Raw genomic sequence first — 25622 nt, forward strand, 5'->3', positions numbered from 1 at the left:
GGCCCCTCCCCTCGATCCCGGTTGGCCCAGCCGCAGGGGCGGGGCGTGCCGAAATCACTCGGCCTGAAGCTTGTCCGCGGACATCTTGCCCGAACGGTTGTCCTTGGTCAGCTCGTAGCTGAGCTTCTGACCTTCCGACAGGTTGCTCATCCCGGCGCGCTCGACGGCGGAGATGTGGACGAAGACGTCCTGGCTGCCGTCGCTCGGCTGGATGAAGCCGAAGCCCTTGGTGGCGTTGAACCACTTGACGGTACCGTTGGCCATGTAAAACCCTTTCTGCATGCGTGGGTTGTCGTTCGGGCACACCGTGCCCGGCGACGAGGAATCGACAATGCTAGAAGAGGTCGTCAGCGTGCGCGAGGACATCGGAGATGCCAGCGCGCGGTGGCTTAAACGTACAGCCTATAATCGATGATCACGATATCGAACTAGTTCCGCGCAAAGTCAAGTCGGTCGGCCTCGACCGCCACGGGAAATATCGATGTCGCCGTTGCGACGATGTTCCGGAGGACGTGTTGGGCGGAGAGTTCGCACACGAACGGTGCTTGGCGCGCCCAAGGGGAATCGAACCCCTGTTTTCGCCGTGAAAGGGCGACGTCCTAGACCGCTAGACGATGGGCGCGGACGGTGGGGCATCAGCTCCCGACCGTGCGTGGCTTATAGGCCAGTTTCGGCTTCGCTGGCAAGCGCGTCCGCGCGCCGCGGTCGCGGATGGGGACGCCATGCCCTCGGCCGCCGTTCACGGATCGGCCGACGGGCGGGCTGTTCCGCTCCCCGAAACGGAAAAGGGAACGGCGCGGGCTGAACCCGCGCGATCATGCCGGGGCGGGACCGCGGCAGAGGGCCCGGCGTTGGCGTCCCGACACGCCGCACCGCAGCCCGGAGAACACCATGTCCGATCCCGACCGTCGCCAGATGCTGAAGCTCGCCGCCACCGCCGCGGGGGCGACGCTGGCCGGCACCGGCGCGGCGCGGGCCGCCGAGCCCGTCGTCGACACCGGCACGGTCCAGGGGAGCCAAGTGGCGTTTCCGGCCTGGACGGCGCCGACCGAACGCCCCGCCGCCCCGCCGCCCGCTCCCCTGCCCCCGAAGGACCGGGTCGGCTTCGCCGTGCTGGGCCTGGGCCGGCTCGCGTTGGAGGAGATCCTGCCGGCCTTCGCGCAATCCAAGCGCGCCAAGCTCACGGCGCTGATCTCGGGCACGCCCGAGAAGGCCAGGCTGGTCGCCGAGCAATACGGCATCGCCCCCGAAGCCGTGTACGGCTACGGCGATTGGGCGAAGATCGGGGCGAACCCGGCCATCCAGGCCGTCTACGTGGTGACGCCGAACGCCCTGCACCGCGAAGCGACGCTCAACGCGGCGGCCGCCGGCAAGCACGTGCTCTGCGAGAAGCCGATGGCGACGAGCGCCGCAGATTGCGAAGCGATGATCGCAGCCTGCGCGCGCGCCGGGCGGCACCTGATGATCGCCTATCGCTGCCAGTACGAGCCCAACAATCGCGCCGTCGAGGCCCTGGTGCGGGACAAGCGCTACGGGGCCGCCCTGCTCTACGACGCCGTGAACACCCAGAACATGGCGGCGCCGACGCAGTGGCGCTTCGTGAAGGCGCTGTCCGGCGGCGGAGCCCTGCCCGACATCGGGCTTTATTGCCTCAACGGCGCGCGGTTCATCACCGGCGAGGAGCCGACCGAGGTCTACGCCCACACCCATTCGACGCCCGGCGACCCGCGCTTCAAGGAGGTGGAGGAGCAGGTGACGTTCACGCTGCGTTTCCCGAGCGGGCTCGTGGCGAACTGCGCCGCCTCCTACGGGCTGCACGAGAACCGCCGGCTCGGCCTGGGCCTGCCCGCGGCGGCGATCGATTTCGCCAACGCCTTCGCCTACACGGGCCAGACGGTGCAGATCGCCCGGCGCGACGGGGACGCCGAAGCGGTGATCGACCGCCGCATCCCGGCGAAGAACCAGTTCGCGCTGGAGCTCGACCACATGGCCGACTGCATCGCGACGGGGCGGCGGCCCCGCACGCCGGGCGAGGAAGGCCTGGCCGACCAGCGCATCATGGAGGCCATCTACCGCTCGGCCGAAACCGGCCAACCCGTGTCGCTGCCCAAGGTCGAAGGCCTCGACACGACCCGCGGGCCGGCGCTGCCGCCGGACGGGCAGGGTTGACGTCCACCCTCGCCCGCTTCGACCGCGGCCGCCCGTCAGCCCGGCTGGTCGGGCACCAGGGCGGCGTCGAGCAGGCGCAGTTCCGGCCGGCCCTGGCCCCCGCCCCACCGGTTCACCGTCAGCGTGCCGGCGGCGTGGACGAGCCGCCCCCGCGCCGCCAGGATCCCCTGCCCCAACGGCCCTTCGGCGCATCGGAACGCCACGGCGCGGATGCGGCTGCCGTCGCGGCCCGCCAACGTGGCGCGCAGGTGCCCCTCGCCCATCGTTCCGCAGTCCACCACGCGGTGGCCGGGCAACGCCACCACGGGCTCGGGCGCCCCGGCGCCGAAGGGCCCGGCGGTGTCGAGGCCGCCGATGAGCTCCGGCGTGGCGGCGCCGGCGCCCATCGTGGCGTCCACCGCCAGGGCCGCCTCGCCGCGGGCCCGCTCGACGGCCTCAGAAAAATGGTCGTGCAGGAAGTCGCGGAAGGCGCCGAGCCCCGCCGCCCGCAGCGTCACGCCGGCCGCCATGCCGTGCCCTCCCCCCTTCAGCAGCAGCCCGCGCTCGACCGCGAGCCGAACCGCCGCCCCGACGTCGGCGCCGGGGATGGAGCGGCCCGAGCCGGTGCCGGTGTCGCCCGCCAGCGCGATGGCGAAGGCCGGCCGCTCGAAGCGCTCGCGCAGCCGGGCCGCCACCAGCCCGACGATGCCGGGGTGCCAGCCTTCCGCCGCCGCCACCACCACGGCGCGCCCTTCGGCCTCCACGGTCGCCATGGCCTCCGCTTCGGCTTCCTCGACGGCGGCGAGTTCGATCACGCGCCGCTCGCGGTTCAAGCGGTCGAGGTCGGCGGCGATGCGGGCGGCCTCGACGGGGTCGGGGGTGAGGAGCAGTCGCGTGCCGAGGGCCGAATCGCCGATGCGGCCGCCGGCGTTGATGCGCGGCCCCACGAGGTAGCCGAGGTGGAAGGGCGTCGGCGCGCCGTCCGCGCCCGCCACGTCGAACAGCGCCGCGAGGCCGGGCCGCCCGCGCCGTGCCATCACGGCCAGTCCCTTCTGCACGAAGGCGCGGTTCAGCCCCGTCAGCGGCACCACGTCGGCCACGGTGGCGAGGGCCACGAGGTCGAGCGAGGCCAGCAGGTCCGGCGCGTCGCGCCCGTCCCAGAACCCGTCGGCCTTCAGGGCGCGGTGGAGGGCGACCAGCACCATGAACACCGCCCCGGCGGCGCACAGGTGCCCCAGGCCGGACAGGTCGTCCTGGCGGTTGGCGTTGACGAGGGCGACGGCGCGCGGCAGTTCGGCGCCGACCTGGTGGTGGTCGATGATCACCGTATCGAGGCCGCGGCGCCCGGCCTCGTCGAGCGGGGCGAAGCTCGTGGACCCGCAATCCACCGTCACCAACAGTGTGGCGCCGCCTTGGGCCAGCGCCGCGACGGCCGGCACGCTGGGCCCGTAGCCGTCGACGAGTCGATCGGGGATGTGGATCGCGGGATCCAGCCCGGCGGCCCGCAGGTAGCCGACGATCAGCGCGGCCGCGGCGGCGCCGTCGACGTCGTAGTCGCCCAGCACCGCGACGCGCTCCCCCGCCCTCACGGCGCGGGCGAGCCTGTCGACGGCCGCCGGCATGTCGACGAGCACGTCGGGGTCGGGCATCAGGGCGCGCAGCGACGGATCGAGGAAGGCGGAGCAGTCGGACGCGTCGCGGCCGCGGGACGCCAGCACGCGCGACAGCAGGTCCGGCATCCCGTGCGATTGCGCGATCGCCATGGCGCGGCGCGCGCCCGCCTCGTCGAGCCGTGCCCGCCAGGCGCGGCCCGTCATGGAGCGGGCGACGTCGAGGACCAGCGGGTTCATCGGCGGCTCGATGGGATGGCACGGGACCGCCCCCGCCACCCCGCGCCGCTTCCCCATCGAGAGGAGCTGGCGTTCGTGGGCCGACCCGTAACTGTCGGCTGAGGCGGCTTCGGGCGACGCAAGGCGGGAACCCTCGGGGGAAAGGGGCCTGCTTACCCCGGGACGACTCGATGGCGAAAGGGTTTCATGTTAACCCAATCCTGCCTATGTACCCGGTCTGTTCCGCCCTCACCGTCCCGCAGGCCCCATCGATGCCCAAACGGTCCGAAGCCGTCGCCGCCACTCCCGAGGACCTCTTCGCCGTGAACGACGACGTGCCGCCCGAGGCCGGGAAGAAGCGCCGCCCCCTGCCGGTCCGCGACGGGACGCCCGACGAGACGGGTTACACCGCCGCCTCGATCGAGGTGCTGGAAGGGCTGGAGCCGGTTCGGCGCCGGCCCGGCATGTATATCGGCGGCACCGACGACGCGGGCCTGCACCACCTCTTCGCCGAGGTGATCGACAATTCCATGGACGAAGCCGTGGCGGGCCACGCGAGCCGGATCGACGTGGCCGTGGAGGCGGACGGCTTCGTGTCGATCACCGACAACGGCCGCGGCATCCCGATCGACCCCCACCCGAAGTTCCCGGACCGCTCGGCGCTCGAAGTCATCATGACGACGCTGCACGCGGGCGGGAAGTTCGATTCGGGCGCCTACCAGACGTCCGGCGGCCTCCACGGCGTCGGCATCTCGGTCGTCAACGCCCTGTCGGAGCGGCTCGACGTCGAAGTGGCGCGCGGGCAGACTCTTTATCGCCAAAGCTTCGCCCGCGGACTCGTGCTCGGGCCGATCGAAACGGTGGGCCGGGTCGCCAACCGCCGCGGCACGCGGGTGCGCTTCAAGCCGGACCCCGAGATCTTCGGGGCGGAAGCCAGGCTGGAGCCGGCACGGCTGTTCCGCATGGCCCGCTCGAAAGCCTACCTGTTCGGCGGCGTCGAGGTCCGCTGGCACTGCGCAGCCGAGCTGATCGAGGGCACCAAGACGCCGGGGGAAGCGGTGTTCCGCTTCCCGGGCGGGCTGAAGGACCATCTCGCCCAGGAGGTCGAAGGGCGCAGCTTCGTGGCCGAGCAGCCCTTCACGGGCAAGATCACCAAACCGGGCGGCCACGGGTCGCTCGAATGGGCGGTGACCTGGCTCAGCGACGACGACGGCTTCGTCCATTCCTACTGCAACACCATCCCGACGCCGAACGGCGGCACGCACGAGAACGGCCTGCGTTCGGCGCTGCTGCGCGGCCTGAAGGACCACGCCGAGCGCATCGGCCAGGCGCGCCGCGCCGCCAACGTCACGGCCGACGACGTGATGCTGAACTGCGCGGCGCTCCTGTCCGTGTTCATCCGAGAGCCGGAATTCCAAGGGCAGAACAAGGGGCGGCTGCAGACGGTCGAGGCCGGGCGCATCGTCGACACGGCCCTGCGCGACGCCTTCGACCATTGGCTCGCGGCGGCGCCCTCGCAGGCCGCCAAGCTGCTGGACTGGAGCGTCGAGCGGGCCGACGAGCGGATGCGGCGCAAGGCCGACAAGGACGTGGCGCGAAAATCCGCGACGCGAAAGCTGCGCCTGCCCGGCAAGCTCGCCGATTGCTCGAACTCGGCCGCGCAGGGGTCGGAGCTGTTCATCGTGGAAGGCGACAGCGCGGGCGGCTCGGCCAAGCAGGCGCGCGACCGCGCCAGCCAGGCGATCCTGCCGCTGCGCGGCAAGATCCTCAACGTCGCCAACGCCACGCGCGACAAGCTCGCCGCCAACCAGCAGCTCGCCGACCTCGCGCTGGCGCTCGGCTGCGGCACGGGCGCCCACTACAAGGACGGCGAGCTCCGCTACGACAAGATCATCATCATGACGGACGCCGACGTGGACGGCGCCCATATCGCATCGCTGCTGATCACCTTCTTCTATCGGCAGATGCCGAAGCTGATCGACGGCGGGCACCTCTTCATCGCGGTCCCGCCGCTCTACCGGCTGACGCAGAACACGAAATCGGTCTACGCCCGAGACGATGCCCACAAGGACTTCCTGCTGAAGACCGCCATGACGGGTCGCGGCAAGGTCGAGATCAGCCGATTCAAGGGCCTCGGCGAGATGCCCATGAGGGACCTGAAGGAGACCACGATGGACCCGTCGAAGCGCACGCTGTTGCGGGTGACGGTGCTGGCCGAGGACGACGTCGGCACGCGGGACGCCGTGGAGCGGCTGATGGGCAACCGGCCGGAAGCCCGTTTCGCCTTCATCCAGGAGCGGGCGTCGGGTGCGGCCGACCTGGTCGACGTTTGACGCCGTCGCGCGACCCGCGAAGCCCGGCCTCCGCGGCCGCAGAGCATCCGGACCGGGCGGAATCCTCGGCAATCGAGGTGCATCGACCGTGAACCCGGCCGGGACACGGCGCCGCGATGGCGTCGATTTCCGTTCATCTTAAACGTCCGGCAACCCGGCGCCGGCAGGGTGAGGGGACCATCCAGGCGGGACCGGCGATGCACGATTTCAGGGGCGACCGACGCGGGTCGGCGGTGCAGTGGTTCGCGCTCGCGGCGGCCGCCCTGTGCGTCGCCTGCCTGGCGGGCGCGCACGGCCTCGCCTGGCTGTCCCAATCCGGCCGCGTCGCGCTCGTGGCATACAGGGCGCCGACGGACCGGACGCGGCACGTCGACGCCGATCCCGGCGTCGACACCATGCCGACGGGGTCCATCCCGGCCTCCGACGCGCTGGTCATCCGCATCCGCTGACGCCGGCCGTCACACTATTCGGCGTGGAAAACAGTCCCGCGTCGTTGACTTGTCGCCGTTTCCGCTTATGTCCCATGACATCAATGGGCGCCCCGCGTCGCTCCTCGGCACACGATCCGTCGTGCCTGTCCCTTCACGGCTTTACGCGGGTCACGCGGCCGTGCTCCGTCGACGGTAGACGCAACACCTGATGAATTTCAACGAACTCGGCCTCAGCGACAAGGTCCTGCAGGCGGTCGAAGCCACCGGCTACACGACGCCGACGCCGATCCAGGAGCAGGCGATCCCGATCGCCCTCGCCGGGCGCGACGTGCTCGGCATCGCCCAAACCGGCACGGGCAAGACCGCGGCTTTCACGCTGCCGATGCTGTCCCGGCTCGAAACCGGCCGCGCGCGGGCCCGCATGCCCCGCACGCTCATCCTCGAGCCGACGCGCGAACTCGCCGCGCAGGTCGAGGAAGCTTTCGTGCGCTACGGCGTCAACCACAAGGTCAGCGTCGCCCTGCTGATCGGCGGCGTGTCCTTCGCCGACCAGGAAGCCAAGATCACCCGGGGCGCCGACGTGCTGATCGCCACGCCGGGCCGCCTGCTCGACTTCGCGGAGCGCGGCAAGCTGCTGCTGACCGGGATCGAGATCCTGGTCATCGACGAAGCCGACCGCATGCTCGACATGGGCTTCATCCCGGACATCGAGAAGATCTGCAAGCTCGTGCCCTTCACGCGGCAGACGCTGTTCTTCTCGGCGACCATGCCGCCCGAGATCACGCGGCTGACCGAAGCCTTCCTGCACAACCCGGCCCGCATCGAGGTGGCGCGCCCGTCCTCGACGGCGGCGAGCGTCGCCCAGTCCCTGGTGGCTTCGGCGCCGGGACCGGCCAAGCGCGAAGTGCTGCGGAAGCTGCTCCGGGCCGCCGAGGACCTCACCAACGCGATCATCTTCTCCAACCGCAAGCGCGACGTCGCGCTGCTGACGAAATCGCTCGAGAAGCACGGCTTCTCGGTCGGCTGCCTCCACGGCGACATGGACCAGCGATCGCGCATGACGTCGCTCGACGCCTTCCGCAACAACAAGGTGTCGCTGCTGGTCTGCTCGGACGTCGCGGCCCGCGGCCTCGACATACCGATGGTCAGCCACGTGTACAACTTCGACGTGCCCACCCACGCCGAGGACTACGTGCACCGGATCGGCCGGACGGGCCGCGCCGGCCGATCCGGCACCGCGATCTCGATCGTCACCAAGGCGGACCAGCGCTACGTCGACGACATCGAGAAGCTGATCCAGAAGAAGATCGACTGGCAGGGCGTGACGCTCGATCAGGTCGTGGATGCCGAGCCGGACGTCGAAGGCGAGGTCGACGAGGGCCGCACCCCCGGCGACCGCCGCTCCCGCCGCAGCCAAGGGCGCGGCGGCGAGGGTCGGTCGGCCTCCCCGGCGCGCGGCAGCGCTCGGGGCGGCGAAGCGCGGGGACGCGGCGAGGGTCGCCGCGACGCGGCGGAAGCTGCCCCGGTGGCGGCATCGTCCGCCGGACCGACGCTGGCCGCCCCGCCGAGCCCGTCGCCCCGCCGGGCCGAACCCGCCCAGCCGCCGCGCTCGCGCGATGAGCGCCCGGCAGGCCGCGGGACCGAGCAACGGCGGCATCGCCACGACGAGGACGACGAGGTGGTGATCGGCCTCGGCGACCACGTCCCATCGTTCCTGCTGCGGCCGGTGCGGATCAAAGCCAGCACCGACGCCTGATCGGCTCGCCCGGCGAGGCCGATGGCAAGAGGGGCGGAGCAGAAACCTGCTCCGCCCCTCTTGCCATCCGGGGCCGATTCCGCCATACATCCCTCGTCGCCGCGCGACACGGATGCGGGTGTAGCTCAGTGGTAGAGCACAACCTTGCCAAGGTTGGGGTCGAGGGTTCGAATCCCTTCGCCCGCTCCAGTTTCCCGCGGACGTCCCCCTCACAATGCCGAGCGACCGGTCGGAACTCTGATTCCGACCTTCGTATGATCGGGTAGTCGCTCGCTTGAGGGCCTGCGGTCAGCCCTGATCGACGAACGGCAGACATCCCCATCGAATACTTGTCCCGTGTGTCGAAACGGCGCCGAGGATGTCCGGCTTGCGGAACGCATCGGGAACGCATAGTTATGTTCCTGTTTTGTTTTAGGCGAGTCGGAGCCGAGCCCTTCGTGGCTGTCCTGATCGAGCCTGCGCCGCGGGGGACTGCCCATGCTCACCGAAAAGCAGAGTGAACTGCTCCGCTTCATCCATGCCCGCCTGCAGAAGACCGGCGTGCCTCCGTCCTTCGACGAGATGAAGGATGCCCTGGACCTGAAATCGAAGTCCGGCATCCACCGCCTCATCATGGCGCTGGAGGAACGCGGGTTCATCCGTCGCCTGCCGAACCGCGCCCGCGCGCTCGAAGTCTTGCGCCTGCCCGAGCAGGCCGCCGCCGAAGCGGCGAAGCCCAAGGCTTTGACGCTGCTCAAGGGCGGCAAGCCCGCGCCGAAGCCGCGCGCGGACGCGGTGCAGGGATTTCCGGGCGCCTTCGAGATCCCCGTCATGGGCCGCATCGCCGCCGGCACGCCGATCTCGGCCATCCAGACGCAGAGCCACACGATCTCGATGTCGGCCGACTTCCTCGCTTCGGGCGAGCATTTCGCCCTGGAGGTCAGGGGGGATTCCATGGTCGAGGCGGGCATCCTCGACAACGACACCGTCATCATCCGCCGGCAGGACACCGCCAACACGGGCGACATCGTGGTGGCGCTGGTCGACGACGAGGAAGCGACGCTGAAGCGGCTGCGCCGCCGCGGCGCATCGATCGCGCTCGAGCCCGCCAACGCCGCCTACGAAACCCGCATCTTCGGGCCAGAGCGCGTCAAGGTGCAGGGCATCCTGGTGAGCCTGTTCCGGCGCTACTGACCCGGAACGCGGCTGCATCGGCCACGACGGGCGCCGCGGGTCCGGGGCGCCCGTGATGATCTGCGAGGGCGGCGACGCCGACGAACGATCGCGCCGTCAGCGCCAGTGGTCTGCCACCCAGGGCACGGGCGGCAGCGACCGATAGAACTTCTTGTACCATTTCGCCGGCCAGCGTCCCGCCAGGGCCTCGTCGGGCCGGGGATGACCCGTGAACACCACGACCCTGGCCTCGGCGGGCAGGACCGGCGGTCGAAACAGGTAGACGGGCCACGGCGGCAGCAGGCCGTGCTTGAAGCTCGGGCACCAGGGCTTCGGCCAGAAGGCGACGGGCAGGCGGGACGCCTTGGTGACGTAGATCTGCTCGTTGTCGAAGCGATGGGACATCGCCACCGCGTCGGCTTCGAAATCCGCCACGAGGTGGGGCGCCGAGCCGGCGCGGAAGCGCATCACCGACGAGTTGCCGATGCCGTCGCGCCGGCCCTGCGTCGGGTTCCGCACGAGAACGAGCTTGCCGGGCGCGTGGTCGAACAGGGGATCGAGCGCGCCCGTCACCAGGATGTCGAGGTCGAGGAACAGCAGGTCGCCGTCGAGGCCGCCCAAGGTCCCGGCCGCGTCGGCGGCCCAAAGCGCGAGCTTGCGCCACGGCCCCGGCTTCAGCCCGGGCGGCAGGTGGATGGCGGGGATGGGCCGCGCCTCGATGGCGGGGTCGAGGCCGTCGATCGGATCGGTGAAGGCCACGAAGCGCGTCGGTCGCGCGACGTTGCGCAGCACGGCACGGTGGAGCCGGTTGACGTAATCGGCCCCGTATTCCGTGCCCCAGCGGATGCAGACGACCGTCTGCACGGGCGTGTCCCGCCGTCCGCCGGGTCAAGCCCCGTGCGGCGACGCCATCGGCGCCGTCCCGGGCGCGGGCTCCGCCGCGGGTGCGGCGGTGGAGCGGAGATGGAGTTCGCGCAGCTGCTTCGGCGTGGCGGGCGCGGGGGCGCCCATCAGCAGGTCCTCGCAGCGCTGGTTCATGGGGAACAGCACGATCTCGCGCAGGTTCTCCTCGCCCGCCAGCAGCATGACGATGCGGTCCACGCCCGGCGCGATGCCGCCGTGGGGCGGGGCGCCGTATTGGAAGGCGCGGTACATTCCGCCGAACCGCTCTTCCAGCACCGCCTCGTCGTATCCCGCGATGGCGAAGGCCTTGCGCATCACGTCGGGGCGATGGTTCCGGATGGCGCCGGACGACAGCTCGATGCCGTTGCACACGATGTCGTACTGGAAGGCGTTGATGGTCAGCGGGTCCTGCGTTTCCAGCGCTTCGAGCCCGCCCTGCGGCATCGAGAACGGGTTGTGGGAGAAGTCGACCTTCTTGTCGTCCTCGTTCCACTCGTACATCGGGAAGTCGACGATCCAGCAAAGCTCGAAGCGGTCCTCGTCGACGAGCTTGAGTTCGCGGCCGATGCGGGTGCGGGCGAGGCCGGCGATGCGGGCCGCCTTGGCTTCGACGTCGGCGGCGAAGAAGACCGCATCGCCCGGCCCGACCTTGGCGGCTTTGCAGATGCGGGCCAGCACCTCGGCGGGGATGAACTTGGCGATCGGCCCCTTGCCGACCGGCGCGCCGGTCTCGTCGGCGTCGAGCACGACATAGCCGAGGCCGGCCGAGCCTTCGCCCCGCGCCCAATCGTTCAGCTTGTCGAAGAAGGAGCGCGGCTGCGACGCGGCGCCCGGCGCCGGGATGGCCCGCACCACGCCGCCGTTGCCGATCACGGTCTTGAAGGCCTTGAACGTCACGGCCTCGTCCGAGAAGTGTTCGGACACGTCCGCGATGAGGAGCGGGTTGCGCAGGTCCGGCTTGTCGTTGCCGTAGAGCAGCATCGAACGGGCGTAGGGGATGCGGGTGAACGTCTGCGTGACGGGCCGGCCCTTGCCGAACTCCTCGAAGATGCCGCGCAGCACGGGCTCCACCGTGTCGAACACGTCGTCCTGGGTGACGAAGCTCATCTCGATGTCGAGCTGGTAGAACTCGCCGGGCGAGCGGTCGGCGCGGGCGTCCTCGTCGCGGAAGCAGGGCGCGATCTGGAAGTAGCGGTCGAAGCCCGCCACCATGATGAGCTGCTTGAACTGCTGCGGCGCCTGCGGCAGCGCGTAGAACTTGCCGGGATGGACGCGGCTCGGCACCAGGTAGTCGCGCGCGCCCTCGGGCGAGGAAGCGGTGAGGATCGGCGTCTGGAACTCGGTGAATCCCTGCCCCTTCATGCGCGTGCGCAGGCTGTCGATGACCCGGCTGCGCAGGATGATGTTGTTGTGCAGCCGCTCGCGGCGCAGGTCGAGGAAGCGGTACTTCAGCCGGATCTCCTCGGGGTAGTCCTGCTCGCCGGCGACCGGCATCGGGAGCTCCGCGGCGGGGCCCAGCACCTCGATCTCGGCGGCGTAGAGCTCGATGTGGCCGGTCGCCATGTCGGCGTTCTCGGTGCCGGACGGGCGGCGGCGCACCGGGCCGTCGACGCGCACCACCCATTCGGAGCGCAGCTTCTCGGCCTGGGCGAAGGCCGGCGAATCGGGGTCGATGACGACCTGCGTGGTGCCGTAATGGTCGCGCAGGTCGATGAAGAGCACGCCGCCGTGGTCGCGGATGCGGTTGCACCAGCCGGCGAGGCGCACGTCGGTGCCGATGTCGGCTTCGCTCAGGGCGCCGCAGGTGTGGGTGCGGTAGCGGTGCATGGTGGGCGGCTCTCGGATACTGGGGCGCGGGATGGCCGGGGGCCGGCCCGCGCGGGCCGCGGAGAAGCGCATGGCCGGGAGGGTCTTGTCAAACGCACGGGCGATTCGCACCGCATTCGCCCCGGGCCGGCCCGCTTCCCTGCCCCCGGCCTCCGCCGTGACGCGTGTGGCAGATCGTTGACTCATCGGTGGCCCGGCGCTCGCAACGCGCGCGTGCTTGCGTTAAGGGACCCGCATGACGCTGATCACAACCACCGAAGAGCTCGCCGCCGTCTGCCGCCGCCTGGCGCGCCACCCTTTCGTGACCGTGGACACCGAGTTCCTGCGCGAAACGACGTTCTGGCCGAAGCTGTGCGTGCTGCAGCTCGCCTCGGACGAGGAAGCCGTGGCGGTGGACGCGCTCGCGCCCGACATCGACCTCATCCCCTTCCTCGACCTCATGGCCGACCGGAACGTCGTCAAGGTGTTCCACGCCGCCCGGCAGGACCTCGAGATCGTTTGGAAGATGTCGGGCCGCCTGCCCGAGCCGCTGTTCGACACGCAGGTGGCCGCGATGGTGTGCGGCTTCGGCGACCAGGTGTCCTATTCCGAGCTCTGCCAAACGCTGTGCCGCGTGGCGATCGACAAGTCGTCCCGCTTCACCGATTGGGCGCGCCGCCCCCTCACGCAGGCCCAGGTCACCTACGCGCTGGCCGACGTCACCCACCTGCGCGACATCTACCGGGCGCTGGTGGGGCAGCTCGAATCGTCCAAGCGCACCGGCTGGCTCGCCGACGAGATGCGCACGCTGCTGTCGCCCGCCACCTACGAACAGCATCCCGACCAGGCCTGGGAGCGGTTCCGCTCGAAGCTGCGCAAGCCGCGCGACCTCGCCGTGATGATGGACCTGGCGGCCTGGCGCGAAAGCGAGGCGCAGACCCGCGACGTGCCGCGGTCGCGCATCCTGAAGGATGACGCCATGATCGAGGTCGCCACGGCGGCCCCGCGCTCGGTGGACGCGCTCGGGGATCTGCGCGCCGTGCCGCGCGGCATGGACAAGTCGCGCCTCGGCCCGGACATGATCGCCGCCGTCGAGCGCGGCCTCGCCCGCGACCCGAAGTCCCTGCCCCGCCTCGACAAGGACCGGCGCGGCACCGGCGGCGGCGGCAACGGCGCCACCGTGGAGCTGCTGAAGGTGCTGCTGCGCCAGGTGGCCGAGGCCCACGGGGTCGCCGCCAAGCTCATCGCCAACGTCGACGACCTCGAAGCCATCGCGGCGAGCGACGACGCCGACGTGCCGGCGCTCGATGGCTGGCGGCGGACGATGTTCGGCGCCAAGGCGCTGGACCTGAAGAACGGGCGCCTGGCCCTGACGGTCGAGGGCGGCAAGGTGATCGCGCTGGAATGGCAGGACGGCGACAGGCCGGACGCCTGACCGTCCAGGGGCGCCGCCGGCACCTCATCGGCCGGGGATCGCAGGTTCAGGCCGGTGGCGAACGCGCCGCCGGCGCGGCGCCGCTCGACGCACCTCTGCCCCCGCATCCGCGATCCAGGGTCAGGCCACCTTCACCTCGGCGTCGCGGCCGATCAATTTCGCGAGCTGCCGCAGGCGTCCCACGCAGCGCTCGCTGGCGAGGTCGGCGAGGTCACCCGGCAGCGCCAGGGTGATCCGCGTCTTGGAGCAGCGCAGCGCCGTGCGGGGCAGCACGCCGCCCATGGCGGCCGACAGCTGGTAGGCGACCCGCAGCGCGGCGCCGAGCAGCCGTGCGCGCTCCAAGCGCTGCGGCGTCAGCAGGGCGCGCAGGCCCGCCTGCGCGTCGCCCTCCCCGCCCCCGTGGCGGTAGGTGACGGACAGCGCCAGGAAGGCCCGCCCGGCGTGGTCGACGCCCGAGAAGGTGCCGTTGGCGATCGCGCTGAGCGCGTGGTCGCCCCGGTGGTCCGGATGGGCGCGCCAGGCGATGTCGGCCAGCAGGCAGGCGGCGTGGCGCAGCCGCGTGTCGTCCGACGTTTCGGGCAGCCCCGCGGCGGAATACAGGTGGTCCGTCCAGGTGCACAGCTCGGGCCCGTGGCCGGCATGGCGGGCGTGCTGGACGTTGATCTCGCGGACGGCGGCGAAGAGCGGGTCCTCGGCCCGCGCCGCGGCGTCGAGCCGCTCGAACAGCGACCCCTCGCGCACCCCCATGGCGGAGATCACCACCTCGCGCGGGCGGCCGAGCCGGACGATCTCCTCCAGCACCGCGGCGCCGTAGGCGAGGAGGGGACGCCGCGCCGCCGCGACCGTCGCCAGGCCGCCGAGGTCGTCGCCGTCGCTCCGTTCCGCCAGGGCGCCGAGCGCCAGCGCGTCGGCGGCCGGGATGGCGTAGCCGTGCATGACGTTGAGCGGGTAGCCGCGGGCGCGCATGTGCAGCTTCGCCAGCGCCCGCCAGGTGCCGCCCACCGCGAAGAAGGTGCGGCCCTCGATGCCCCGGATCGGCGGCGCCTTCATCAGAGCGTCCCGGGCGAGCTTGGCGGCCCGCTTGGGGGAACCGCGGCTGGCGTCGAGCAGCGCCAGCCCCCCCAGGGGCAGCGACACGCCGCGCCCCAGCGCGTGGCCCCGCACGTCGATGAGTTCGAGCGACCCGCCGCCCATGTCGCCCACCACGCCATCTGCGCCGTGAAAGCCCGACGACACGCCGAGCGCCGACAGCTCCGCTTCCCGCGTGCCGCCGATCAACTCGATGTCGGCGCCCAGCGCCGCCGTGGCGGCTTCGAGGAAGGCCGGGCCGTTGCGGGCGTCCCGCGCGGCGGCCGTCGCCAGCACGCGCATGTCGGCGACGCCGAGGTTGCGGCACAGCACCTTGAAGGCCCGCAAGGCGCCGAGCGCCCGATCCATCGCTTCCGTCCCGAGCAGGCCCGTGGTGGCGACGCCCTTGCCGAGCCCGCACAGGACCTTCTCGTTGAAGATGGGCGTCGGCGACCGCGATAGGCGCTCGTAGGCGACGAGCCGCACCGAATTCGAGCCGATGTCGACGATGGCGATCGGCTTCGCGGGGACGGCAGCGGCGGTCACGACGGCGGGGTCGGGGTGGTCAGCGGCGTGCTTCGAAACGCCGGAGGAGAGTCTTGGGGCTGGACTCACGCAGGGATTTGCCACGGCCGGAGAGACTCGGGTTCGTCATGAAATAATTGTGGGCGTTGAACGGCTCCTCCCCCTCCGCCGGGGCGATCCGCTCACTGCCGCCGTCGGGCAATACACGGTAGCTCTGCTGATTGTCGATCAGGTTGGCGATCATGATCTGGTTCAGAACCTGATCATGCACGGTCGAGTTGGTGATGGGCAGCAGCGCCTCGACCCGGCGGTCGAGGTTGCGCGACATCAGGTCGGCGGACGAGATGTAGACGCGCGCCTTGTTGTGCGGCAGGCCGTAGCCGCCGCCGAAGGCGTAGACGCGGGCGTGTTCCAGGAAGCGGCCGATGATCGACTTCACCTGGATGTTGTCGCTCAGGCCCGGCACGCCGGGACGCAAGCAGCAGATGCCGCGCACCACCAGCGTCACCTGCACGCCGGCGCGGCTGGCGCGATACAGCGCGTCGATGATCTCGGCGTCGACCAGGCTGTTGCACTTGCCCCAGAAGGCGGCGGGCTTGCCGGCCTCCGCGAAGGCGATCTCTTCCTCGATGTGCTGGAGCAGCCGCGCCTTCAAGGTCAGGGGCGACACCGCCATGCGCTCCAACCCGGCGGGCTCGGCATAGCCCGTGATGAAGTTGAAGATGCGCGACACGTCGCGGGCGATGACGGGATCGGCGGTGAAGAACGAGATGTCAGTGTAGATGCGGGCCGTCTGCGGATGGTAGTTGCCCGTGCCGACGTGGCAGTAGGTGACGAGGTTGCCGGCTTCGCGCCGCACCACCATCGACAGCTTGGCGTGCGTCTTCAGCTCGATGAAGCCGAACACGACCTGCACGCCGGCGCGCTCGAGGTCGCGCGCCCAGCGGATGTTGGCTTCCTCGTCGAAGCGGGCCTTCAGCTCCACGAGGGCGGTCACGGATTTGCCAGCCTCCGCGGCCTCGATCAGCGCCCGCACGATGGGGCTGTCCTTGGAGGTGCGGTACAGCGTCTGCTTGATGGCGACGACGTTGGGGTCGTGCGCCGCCTGGGTGATGAACTGCACCACCACGTCGAACGATTCGTAGGGGTGGTGGACCACGAGGTCCTTCTGGCGGATGGCGGCGAAACAATCGCCGGAATTGTCGCGCACGCGCTCGGGAAACCGCGCGTTGTAGGGCTTGAACTTGAGGTCCGGCCGGTCGACGCCGACGATCTCGCCGAGGTCGTTCAAGGCGAGCAGGCCGTCGATCGTGAAGCTCTGGTCCGCCGCGGTGCCGAGTTCGTCGGCGATGAGCAGGCGCAGCTTTTCCGGCATGCCGGCGTCGATCTCCAGCCGGATGACCGAGCCGCGACGACGCCGCTTCAACGCGCTTTCGAAGAACAGCATGAGGTCTTCGGCCTCTTCCTCCACCTCGAGGTCCGAATCGCGGATGACGCGGAACACGCCCTGCCCGTGCACCTCGTAGCCGGGGAACAGCCGCGGGATATGCATGGCCACGAGGATCTCGAGCGGCACGAAGCGGGCCGCCCCGCCGGTCAGCGCGTCCGGCAGGCGGATGAAGCGCTCGCCCTTGGCGGGCAGGCGCACGAGGGCGTGGAGCTCGCGCCCGTCCGGCTTGCGCTTGAGGTCCAGCGCCAGCGTGAAGCCGAGGTTGGGGATGAAGGGGAACGGGTGGGCCGGGTCCACGGCGAGGGGCGTGAGCACGGGAAAGATGTGCTGGAGGAAATAGTCCTGCAGCCATTCCCGCTCGGGCTTGGACAGGTCGAAGGGGTCGACGACGTGGATGCGCTCGGCGGCGAGCTCGACGCGAAGCGCGCTGACGCGGCGCTGCTGTTCGTCGACCAGCGCCTTGGCCTTGTCGCCGATGCGGGCCATCTGCTCGGCGGGGGACAGCCCGTCCTGCGACAGCGTGGTGACGCCCGACCGGACCTGTCCGTAGAGGCCCGCCACGCGGACCATGAAGAACTCGTCGAGATTGTTGGCCGAAATGGACAGGAAGCGCAGCCGCTCCAGCAGCGGATGGTTGCGGTTGGACGCTTCCTCCAGGACGCGCCGGTTGAATTCCAGCCAGGACAGCTCGCGATTGATGAAGCGGCCGGGCTGATGGAGGAGGGCGGATGGCGGAGCGGGGGCGTCGTCCGATCGAGGGCGCGACGAGATATCCTCGACCAGTGACATCGACTCGAACTCCTGCCGCGACCCGGAAACCTCTCGCCGTCGGCTGTGTCGATTGGATGACGTCGCCCCGGTCGGCGTCAAGCGCCCCGACCCTCCTGGGGATCGCCGAACAGGTCGGCCGCCAGCGAGCGGGTGATGCGCCGCCCCGCGTCGAGCCCGGCGCGGTCCAGCGCCGCGACGGCGCGGCGAGCGCTGTCGAGCGAGCGGTCGAGGCGGAGGGCGAGCCAGTCGACCAGCGCGGCGTCGACGGCGAGCTGGCGATCCGCGAACAGCTTGACCAGCACGGCCCGCATCAGCGCGTCGTCGGGCGGCGCGATCTCGACGGACGGGGCGAGGCGGAGCCGCGACGTGAGGTCGGCCGTGGCGAGGGACCAGCCCGTGGGCGCCGACCGCGCGGTGACGAGCAGGGACAGGCCGCGCTCGCGCACGAGGTTGAGCAGGTGGAACAGCGCGGCCTCGGGCAGGCCGGCGCGATCGGCATCCTCCACGACGGCGTTGCGGCGCACTAGGAGATCGAGGTCGCCGGCGAGGTCCCGGGGCCCGAGCAGGTCGGCATCGGCGCGGGCCGCCCAGATGCGGGCGAGGTGGCTCTTGCCGGCCCCCTCGGGGCCGACCAGCAGCAGCACGCGGTCGGGCCAGGCGGGCCAGCGCTCGATCGCCGCCAGCGCGTCGTCGTTCGAGGCGGACGGCATGAAGTCGTCGAGGCCGTAGCGGGGCGCGTGGTCGAACGGCAGCGGCAGCTGGTTCATGCCGTGGCCGTCGCCCGCGCGGGTCGGAGGGGGGGCCGGATCAATCCCGCCCCGCCTCGACGATGCGCGGCCCGAAGGCGACGGCGGGCCGCGTCGGCTCGGTGGAGCCGGTGTAGAGCGGGCTCGCGAGGTAGCGCCGCAGCGCGTAGCGCGCCACCACGCCCCCCGCGGCGGACAGCGGCACGGCGATGAGCAGCCCCGCCACCCCGAACACCGCCGAGCAGACCACGAGCGCCAGCATCAGCCACACGGGGTGGAGCCCGATGGAATTGCCGACGAGGTAGGGACCGAGCACGTAGCCCTCCATGACCTGCCCCGACATGACGATGCCCGCCACGGTGGCGACCAGGTGCCAGTCCGGCCAGGTCTGCACGGTGGCGATGGCGGCGGCGACGATCAGCACCGTCAGCGAGCCGAAATACGGGACGAAGCTGAGGAAGCCGCCCGCGATGCCGATCAGGAAGCCGAAGTTGAGCCCCGCGGCCGTGAGGCCGACCGCGTACCAAGCGCCGAGGATCAGCGACACGATGGTTTGCCCGCGCACGAAGCCGGCGAGGGCGCGGTCGATATCGCGCGCGATGCCGCGGATGTCGTCGCGGTGGCGCAGCGGGATCCAGCCGTCGATGGCCTGGACCATGCGGCGCCAGTCCAGCAGGATGTAGAAGGCCACGACGGGCGTGATGACGAGGAGGGAGAACAGGCCGAACAGCGCGCCCCGCCCGGACCAGATGCCGTTGACGACCCCGATGGCGTAGTTGGTGGCTTGGCCGACCACCGAACCGATCGATCCTTGCAGGTCGGCCTCGGTGATGGGGCCGGACACGCCCAGCCTGCGGAGCGTGTCGCCGCCGTAAGCTTCGACGAGGCGGGCCGCTTCGGCGATCAGCAGGTCCTGGAGCTTGGCGACGATCCCGGGAAGGTTGACCACGAAGGCGGCGAACTGGCGGGCCAACACCGGCACGAGCAGCACCAGCGCGGCGAGGACCACGGCGAGCGACAGCAGCATGATGAGGGCTGCGGCGCCAGCGCGGTTCAGCCCCGCCCGCTCGAGCTTGGTGGCCAGGGGATCGAGGAAATAGGCGACGACGAGCCCGGCGATGAACGGCGCCAGCACGCCCGACAGGGCGTAGAGCGACACGGCCGCCAGCGCGAGCATGGCGGTCCAGATCAGGACCTGACGCTGGAGGCTCATGGGATCCGCTTCTCCGTGTCCCCGGGCCCATAGGCCCGAGGATGGGTTAAGCCAATCTTGACGCCGTGGCGAGGCGTCGGCGCGGTCCCGCACCGCGCGGGCCGCTTTCTGTCGACTCGGCGGGTGGAGATCGCATAAGCCAGCGTGGACGACGCGCGAACCTGGCCGGAGCCATGGCTGACCCCACCAACGGATTGACCTACGCCGAGGCCGGCGTCGACATCGACGCGGGCAACCGCACCGTGGACCTCATCAGGGATTCGGTCCGCTCGACGCGGCGGCCCGGCGCCGACGCCGAGATCGGCGGCTTCGGCGGCCTCTTCGACCTCAAGGCCGCGGGCTTCACCGACCCCATCCTGGTGGCCGCCAACGACGGCGTCGGCACCAAGGTCAAGATCGCCTACGAGAGCGGGCGCAATGGCGAGGTCGGCATCGACCTCGTCGCCATGTGCGTCAACGACCTCGTCGTGCAGGGCGCCGAGCCGCTGTTCTTCCTCGACTATTACGCGACCGGCCGGCTGGACCCGGCCGTCGCGGCGGGCATCGTCGCCGGCATCGCGGAAGGCTGCCGGCAGGCCGGCTGCGCCCTGATCGGCGGCGAAACCGCCGAGATGCCCGGCATCTATGCGGGGCGCGCCTACGACCTCGCCGGCTTCGCCGTCGGCGCCGCCGAGCGCGGCACGCTGCTGCCGCGCGGCGTCGCCGCGGGCGACGTCATCCTCGGCCTCCCGTCCTCGGGGCTGCATTCCAACGGCTTCTCGCTGGTGCGCCGCATCGTGGAGCTGTCGGGGCTGGCATGGGACGCGCCCTGCCCCTTCGCCGACGGCGCGACGCTGGCCGAGGGCCTGCTCGTGCCGACCCGCATCTACGTGAAGGCGCTGCTGGCCGCGCTGAAGCGGACCGACGGCATCCGGGCGCTGGCCCACATCACCGGTGGCGGCTTCGTCGACAACCTGCCCCGCGTGCTGCCGGACGGCCTCGGCTGCACGCTCGACCTCGATGCCGTCGCGGTGCCGCCCGTGTTCAAGTGGCTCGCCGCGCAGGGCGGCATCGCGCCGGCCGAGATGGCGCGGACCTTCAACTGCGGGATCGGGATGGCCGTCGTGGTGGCGGCCGACCGCGCCGCCGAGGTCGGGGCGGTGCTGGCCGACGTCGGCGCCCCCGCGGTGCGGATCGGCGAGATCACGGCGGGCTCGGGCGCAGACCGCGTCGTCATCCGCAGGCACCTCGCGCTGTGACGGCGGGGCGCCGCCGCACCGCGATCCTAATCTCGGGCCGCGGCTCCAACATGGAAGCGTTGCTGCGCGCCACCGCGGCGCCGGGCTTCCCCGCCGAGGCCGTGCTGGTCTTCTCCAACCGGGTCGACGCCGGGGGCCTCGACATCGCGCGGGCCGCGGGCGTCGAGGCGGCGTCGCTCAGCCACCGCGACTATCCCAGCCGGGAAGCCTTCGACCGCGCCGTCGACGCCGTGCTGGTCGCGCGCGGGATCGACCTCGTCTGCCTCGCAGGGTTCATGCGGGTGGTGAGCCCCTGGCTGTGCGAGCGCTGGCTCGGGCGGATGATCAGCATCCACCCCGCCCTGCTGCCCGCCTTCAAGGGCCTCGACACCCACGCGCGGGCGCTGGACGAAGGCGTGAAGATCCACGGCGCGAGCGTGCATTACGTCGTGCCGGAACTCGACGCGGGCCCCATCATCGCACAGGCCGCCGTCCCGGTGCTCGACGGAGACACGCCGGACGCGCTGGCGGCGCGGGTGCTGCGCCAGGAGCACATCATCTATCCCCGCGCCTTGGCGATGGTGGCCTCGGGACGGGTGAGACTGGAAGGGGCGCGGGCCGTGTCGCGGCTCGACACGTCCGACAGCGCGGCGTTGACCGTCCCGGACGCGTGAAGGCCATGCCGCGCGGCGGCGGACGACGGGACGCCTGCTGCCGCAAGGCGAGGACGCGTCCGGCCTGGAACCGGCCCGGAGGGTGCCCTCCCTCGGCGGCGGCCGAGGGAGGACGGGGCCGCGTCAGCCGACGATCTCGTCCGGCTTGAAGAACTGCGCGATCTCCTGCTTCGCCGTCTCGGGAGCATCCGAGCCATGGGCCGAATTCTCGCCCATCGACAGCGCGAACTCCTTGCGGATGGTGCCGGCGTCGGCCTTCTCGGGGTTGGTGGCGCCCATCACGTCGCGATACTTCAGGATGGCGTTCTCGCCCTCGAGGACCTGCACCACCACCGGGGCCGAGGTCATCATCTCGACGAGCTCGCCGAAGAACGGGCGCTCCTTGTGGACCCCGTAGAACTCCTCCGCCTGGGCGCGGCTCATCTTGATGCGCTTCTGGGCGACGATGCGCAGGCCGGCCTTCTCGATCATGGCGTTGACGGCGCCGGTGAGGTTGCGGCGGGTCACGTCCGGCTTGAGGATGGAGAAGGTATGCTCGACGGCCATGGTGGGCTCACTTGTGGCTGGAAGACGGGCTGACGCCCGGACGCGCCCCTCTTACCGGCGCGCCCCCGTCCTCACAAGGCTGTCACCCTGGCATAGACCTTGCGCGTGACGCCCGCCCGCGTCACATCTCCCGACATGCTCCACATCACCGACCTCACCTATCGGCTCGGGCCGCGCATGCTGTTCGACGGCGCGTCGGCGGCGATCCCGACCGGCGCCCGCACGGGCTTCGTCGGCCGCAACGGCACCGGCAAGACGACGCTGTTCCGGATGATCGCGGGCGACCTCAGCCCCGAATCGGGGACGCTGCAGATCCCCAACCGCATGCGCCTGGGCCAGGTGGAGCAGGAAGCGCCGGGCGGCCCCACCACCCTCGTCGACTTCGTGCTCGACGCCGACAAGGAACGCGCCGCGCTGCTGGCCGAAGCCGACACCGCCACCGACCCGAACCGGATCGCGGAAGTCCACGCGCGGCTCGTCGACATCGAGGCCCACGCGGCGCCGTCGCGCGCCGCCACCATCCTGCAGGGCCTCGGCTTCGACGAGGCGGCGCAGAACCGGGCGCTGTCGGAGTTCTCCGGCGGCTGGCGCATGCGCGTCGCGCTGGCGGCGGTGCTGTTCACCCAGCCCGACCTGCTGCTCCTCGACGAGCCCACCAACTACCTCGACATGGAGGGCACGCTCTGGCTGATCGACTACCTCGCCACCTATCCGGCGACGGTCCTCATCATCAGCCACGACCGCGACCTGCTCGACGCCGTCTGCGACCACATCCTCCACCTCGACGCGGCGAAGCTGACCGTGTGGCGGGGCAACTACGACAGCTTCGAAACGCAGCGGCGCGAACAGCAGGCCATCCAGGCGAAGCACATCAAGAAGCAGGAGGAGCAGAGGAAGCACCTGCAAAGCTTCGTCGACCGCTTCCGCGCTTCCGCCACCAAGGCCTCGCAGGCGCAGTCCCGCATCAAGATGCTGGAGCGGATGAAGCCGATCTCGGCCATCGTCGACAGCCAGGTGATGCCCTTCCACCTGCCCTCGCCCGAGCGCCCGCTGAGCCCGCCCATCGTCGCCATGGACGGCGCTTCCACGGGCTACGACGACAGGCCGGTTCTGAGCCGGCTCAGCCTCAACATTTCCAACGACGACCGCATCGGGCTCCTCGGGTCGAACGGCAACGGCAAGTCCACCTTCGCCAAGCTCGTCGCCGGGCGCATGGTGACGCTCGGCGGATCGCTGAAGAAGTCGTCGAAGATGACCGTCGGGTTCTTCGCCCAGCACCAGGTCGAGGAACTCGGCGAGGTGGAAACGCCCTACGCCTATGTGGCGGCGCGGATGAAGGACGGCACGGAAAGCAGGATCCGCGGCAAGTGCGCCCAGCTCGGCTTCCCCGCCACGAAGGCCGACACGCCGGTGGCGCAGCTGTCCGGCGGCGAGAAAGCGCGGCTGATGATGGGGCTCGCGGCCTTCGACGGGCCCCACCTCCTCATCCTCGACGAGCCCACGAACCACCTCGACATCGACAGCCGCTCGGCCCTCATCGAGGCCATCAACGGCTACGAGGGCGCGATCGTCATCATCAGCCACGATCGCTACCTGATCGACGCCTGCGCGGACCGGCTGTGGCTGGTCGACGGCGGCACGGTATCGACCTTCGACGGCGACATGGACGACTACAAGTCGCTCGTCCTGAGCCGCGCGTCGGGCTCGTCGGCGGGGCGCAAGCCGAAGGCCGACAAGGGAGCGGCCCCCGAGCGGGCCCCCTCGCCCGCCAAGGCGGCCGCGCAGGCGAAGAAGCAGATCGCGGCCCTCGACGAGAAGATCGCCAAGCTGACGGGCCTGCTGGCCCGCATCGATGCCGCCCTGGTCGACCCCAACGCTTATTCGCGCGACAAGAACAAGGCTTCGCAGCTCGCGGGCCAGCGCAAGGAGCTGGCCCGCGCCCTCGAAGTCGCCGAGGACGAGTGGCTGGCCCTGACCACGCTGTTCGAGGCGGCGGCGGAATAGGCCGGCCAGCCTCGACAAAGGGGGGAGCGACGGATGCCCGCGATCACCATCAGCCGGGGCGGCGGCTGGGCCGACCGCTTCCGCGGCTACGCGATCCTGGTCGACGGGCAGAGCCACGGGGAGATCCGCCCGAAGCAGACGCGGAGCATCGAAGTGGCCCACGGTTCGCACCACGTGCAGCTCCGCGCCGGCGTGCTGGCGGGGTCGCCGGTCCTGCGGGTCCACGTCGACGAGCGCGGCACCTCCCTCGCCTGCGGGTCGAACAAGCGCCTCCATCTGGCGCTCGTCCAGATGGGGCGACCGGACACCTGGATCTGGCTGCGGCCGGCGGCGCCCTGATCGGCCGCGTTCAGCCGCCGGAGCGACGGGGACGGGTGGCGCGCTCGACGAGGTCCGCGGCCCGCTCGACGCCGCCGGCCTGGGCGATCTCGTCGCGCAGCGCTTCCGCGCGCGCGCGATAGTTCGGCCGCTCCAGCACCGCCGACAGGGCCGCCGCCAAGCTCACCGCCGTCAAGCGCCGCAGCGGCACCACGACGCCCGCCCCGCAGCGCTCGATCCGCGCCGCGATGGCGCCCTGTTCGAAGGCCAGCGGGACGATCACGAGCGGCACGCCCGCCGCCAGCGCGTCGAGCACGGTGTTCAGGCCGCCATGGGTCACCACGGCCGACACCGTCCGCAGCAGCGCCCGCTGGGGCACGAAGCTTTCGACCCGCGGCGTCCCGGGCAGCGCCGCCGCCGCGGCGGCGTCGAGCCTGCCGCCGTGGGCGATGGTCAGCGGCAGGCCGAGCCGCTCGCAGGCCCGGGCGACGGCCTCGAACACCGGCCGGCGCGCGCCCTGCAGCGTGCCGAGCGAGCAGAACACGTTGGGCCGCCCCGCCGTGCCCTGCCAGACGCGCGCTTCGGGCAAGCGCAACGGGCCGCAGAGCCGCAGCGCGGCCGGCGGCGACCGGCGCGGAAAATCGAACCCCGCGACGCACTGGCTGATCTCCAGCGTCGGGGACAGGCAGTCCTCCATCGTCTCGATCCCGCGCAGGCCCCACCCCCTGGCACGGCGCCCGACGACCTCCTGCAGAGGCCGCATCATCCAATCGGCGACCCGATGGCCGCCGAGGTTGCGCCGGAGGCCCCAGGGCGAATCGTCGTAGCTCCAACCCACGAAGGCCGGCGGCACGGCGGGCTCGCGGTCGATCAGCAGGGCATTGGCGACCGACACCAGCGGCAGGCCCGCGTGGCGCGCCACGAGCCCGCCGGCGGGCTCCGTCTGGTCCGCCACGACCGCACCGGCATGGATCGCGTCCAGGGCGCCGGGCACCTCCTGGCACAGCATGTCCGTGGTTTCGGCCATGTCGCGGATCACGCCGCCGATGCCGAACAGGCCCGTAGTGCCGCCGAGCCGCGCCGTCATGCGGGCGAGGCGGCCCGGCGGGTGGGTGCGGGCGCCGACGGGCACGAAGCCGATGCCCGGCCGCGCCACCTTGGCACCCACGTCGGCCTGCGCCACGAAGGTGGCGCTGTGACCCCGATCGACCAGCGTGCGCGCCAGGGCGAGCATGGGGTTGAGGTGGCCCGCGTAGGGCGGCGTCAGGAAGGCGAAATGGGTCAAGGGAGCCGGCCG

At 71.2% G+C, this 25622-nt stretch carries 20 protein-coding genes and 2 tRNA genes; 11 read left to right on the forward strand and 11 right to left on the reverse strand.

Annotation, left to right across the window (positions count from 1 at the left end):
- Window positions 1-54: 54 nt before the first annotated feature.
- Together D3273_RS12885 and D3273_RS12890 are read right to left on the reverse strand one after the other, a co-directional pair.
- The gene (locus D3273_RS12885; protein ID WP_129227308.1) at window positions 55-264 is read right to left on the reverse strand and encodes a cold-shock protein; all 210 of its coding nucleotides are present in this window, start codon (window positions 262-264) and stop codon (window positions 55-57) included.
- A 282-nt stretch (window positions 265-546) separates the two neighbouring features.
- Window positions 547-622, reverse strand: a tRNA-Glu gene (locus D3273_RS12890).
- A gap of 269 nt (window positions 623-891) precedes the next feature.
- On the opposite strand from D3273_RS12890, the gene D3273_RS12895 reads away from it, so the two are divergent.
- Window positions 892-2169, forward strand: coding sequence for a Gfo/Idh/MocA family protein (locus tag D3273_RS12895; protein ID WP_129227159.1), 1278 nt, complete (start codon window positions 892-894; stop codon window positions 2167-2169).
- Between the two features lie 35 nt (window positions 2170-2204).
- On the opposite strand, the gene recJ is transcribed toward D3273_RS12895, so the two are convergent.
- Complete coding sequence (recJ, locus tag D3273_RS12900; protein WP_129227161.1) at window positions 2205-3998, reverse strand: single-stranded-DNA-specific exonuclease RecJ; 1794 nt, start codon at window positions 3996-3998, stop codon at window positions 2205-2207.
- Between the two features lie 251 nt (window positions 3999-4249).
- Here recJ and parE point away from each other — a divergent pair, with 251 nt between their 5' ends.
- The 5 genes from parE (at window position 4250) to lexA (ending at window position 9670) form a co-directional block, all read left to right on the forward strand.
- A complete protein-coding gene (gene parE / locus D3273_RS12905; protein ID WP_129227163.1) occupies window positions 4250-6310 on the forward strand; it encodes a DNA topoisomerase IV subunit B in 2061 nt (686 codons plus the stop codon).
- A gap of 197 nt (window positions 6311-6507) precedes the next feature.
- Window positions 6508-6759 (forward strand): hypothetical protein, encoded by a 252-nt coding sequence (locus D3273_RS12910; RefSeq protein ID WP_129227165.1) that lies wholly within the window; start codon window positions 6508-6510, stop codon window positions 6757-6759.
- A 190-nt stretch (window positions 6760-6949) separates the two neighbouring features.
- Window positions 6950-8497, forward strand: a complete 1548-nt coding sequence (locus D3273_RS12915) for a DEAD/DEAH box helicase (RefSeq protein WP_129227167.1) — start codon at window positions 6950-6952, stop codon at window positions 8495-8497.
- 114 nt (window positions 8498-8611) lie between these two features.
- Window positions 8612-8686, forward strand: a tRNA-Gly gene (locus D3273_RS12920).
- Between the two features lie 288 nt (window positions 8687-8974).
- Entirely contained in the window at window positions 8975-9670 is a 696-nt protein-coding gene (gene lexA, locus D3273_RS12925) for a transcriptional repressor LexA (RefSeq protein ID WP_129227169.1), read from the forward strand.
- A 96-nt stretch (window positions 9671-9766) separates the two neighbouring features.
- On the opposite strand, the gene D3273_RS12930 is transcribed toward lexA, so the two are convergent.
- Complete coding sequence (locus tag D3273_RS12930; RefSeq protein ID WP_129227171.1) at window positions 9767-10513, reverse strand: hypothetical protein; 747 nt, start codon at window positions 10511-10513, stop codon at window positions 9767-9769.
- Between the two features lie 24 nt (window positions 10514-10537).
- Window positions 10538-12379, reverse strand: coding sequence for an aspartate--tRNA ligase (gene aspS, locus D3273_RS12935; RefSeq protein WP_129227173.1), 1842 nt, complete (start codon window positions 12377-12379; stop codon window positions 10538-10540).
- Between the two features lie 235 nt (window positions 12380-12614).
- Between aspS and rnd the strand changes: the two genes are divergently transcribed.
- A complete protein-coding gene (rnd, locus tag D3273_RS12940) occupies window positions 12615-13793 on the forward strand; it encodes a ribonuclease D (protein WP_129227175.1) in 1179 nt (392 codons plus the stop codon).
- Between the two features lie 120 nt (window positions 13794-13913).
- On the opposite strand, the gene D3273_RS12945 is transcribed toward rnd, so the two are convergent.
- The 4 genes from D3273_RS12945 to D3273_RS12960 form a co-directional block, all read right to left on the reverse strand.
- Window positions 13914-15407 carry a Ppx/GppA family phosphatase gene (locus D3273_RS12945; protein WP_245501148.1) on the reverse strand — a complete coding sequence of 498 codons (1494 nt, stop codon included), beginning with the start codon at window positions 15405-15407 and terminating at the stop codon, window positions 13914-13916.
- Between the two features lie 19 nt (window positions 15408-15426).
- Window positions 15427-17625 (reverse strand): RNA degradosome polyphosphate kinase, encoded by a 2199-nt coding sequence (locus D3273_RS12950; RefSeq protein ID WP_129227177.1) that lies wholly within the window; start codon window positions 17623-17625, stop codon window positions 15427-15429.
- 77 nt (window positions 17626-17702) lie between these two features.
- The gene (locus tag D3273_RS12955; protein WP_129227179.1) at window positions 17703-18374 is read right to left on the reverse strand and encodes a P-loop NTPase family protein; all 672 of its coding nucleotides are present in this window, start codon (window positions 18372-18374) and stop codon (window positions 17703-17705) included.
- A 40-nt stretch (window positions 18375-18414) separates the two neighbouring features.
- Window positions 18415-19566 carry an AI-2E family transporter gene (locus D3273_RS12960; protein WP_129227181.1) on the reverse strand — a complete coding sequence of 384 codons (1152 nt, stop codon included), beginning with the start codon at window positions 19564-19566 and terminating at the stop codon, window positions 18415-18417.
- Window positions 19567-19739: 173 nt separating this feature from the next.
- Here D3273_RS12960 and purM point away from each other — a divergent pair, with 173 nt between their 5' ends.
- Together purM and purN are read left to right on the forward strand one after the other, a co-directional pair.
- The gene (purM, locus tag D3273_RS12965) at window positions 19740-20804 is read left to right on the forward strand and encodes a phosphoribosylformylglycinamidine cyclo-ligase (RefSeq protein ID WP_129227183.1); all 1065 of its coding nucleotides are present in this window, start codon (window positions 19740-19742) and stop codon (window positions 20802-20804) included.
- Window positions 20801-21457, forward strand: a complete 657-nt coding sequence (gene purN, locus D3273_RS12970; protein WP_129227185.1) for a phosphoribosylglycinamide formyltransferase — start codon at window positions 20801-20803, stop codon at window positions 21455-21457. The genes purM and purN overlap by 4 nt, the downstream gene beginning before the upstream one ends.
- A 123-nt stretch (window positions 21458-21580) precedes the next feature.
- On the opposite strand, the gene ndk is transcribed toward purN, so the two are convergent.
- On the reverse strand, window positions 21581-22003 hold the full coding sequence (gene ndk / locus D3273_RS12975) for a nucleoside-diphosphate kinase (RefSeq protein WP_129227186.1): 423 nt from the start codon (window positions 22001-22003) through the stop codon (window positions 21581-21583).
- A 135-nt stretch (window positions 22004-22138) separates the two neighbouring features.
- On the opposite strand from ndk, the gene D3273_RS12980 reads away from it, so the two are divergent.
- Together D3273_RS12980 and D3273_RS12985 are read left to right on the forward strand one after the other, a co-directional pair.
- Window positions 22139-24007, forward strand: coding sequence for an ABC-F family ATP-binding cassette domain-containing protein (locus tag D3273_RS12980; protein ID WP_129227312.1), 1869 nt, complete (start codon window positions 22139-22141; stop codon window positions 24005-24007).
- A gap of 33 nt (window positions 24008-24040) precedes the next feature.
- Window positions 24041-24346 carry a hypothetical protein gene (locus D3273_RS12985; protein WP_129227188.1) on the forward strand — a complete coding sequence of 102 codons (306 nt, stop codon included), beginning with the start codon at window positions 24041-24043 and terminating at the stop codon, window positions 24344-24346.
- 10 nt (window positions 24347-24356) lie between these two features.
- Here the strand turns inward: D3273_RS12985 and D3273_RS12990 are convergent, their stop codons facing one another.
- On the reverse strand, window positions 24357-25610 hold the full coding sequence (locus tag D3273_RS12990; RefSeq protein ID WP_129227190.1) for a glycosyltransferase: 1254 nt from the start codon (window positions 25608-25610) through the stop codon (window positions 24357-24359).
- Between the last annotated feature and the right edge of the window lie 12 nt (window positions 25611-25622).

The organism is Lichenibacterium minor (assembly GCF_004137685.1).
Classification (GTDB): domain Bacteria; phylum Pseudomonadota; class Alphaproteobacteria; order Rhizobiales; family Beijerinckiaceae; genus Lichenihabitans; species Lichenihabitans minor.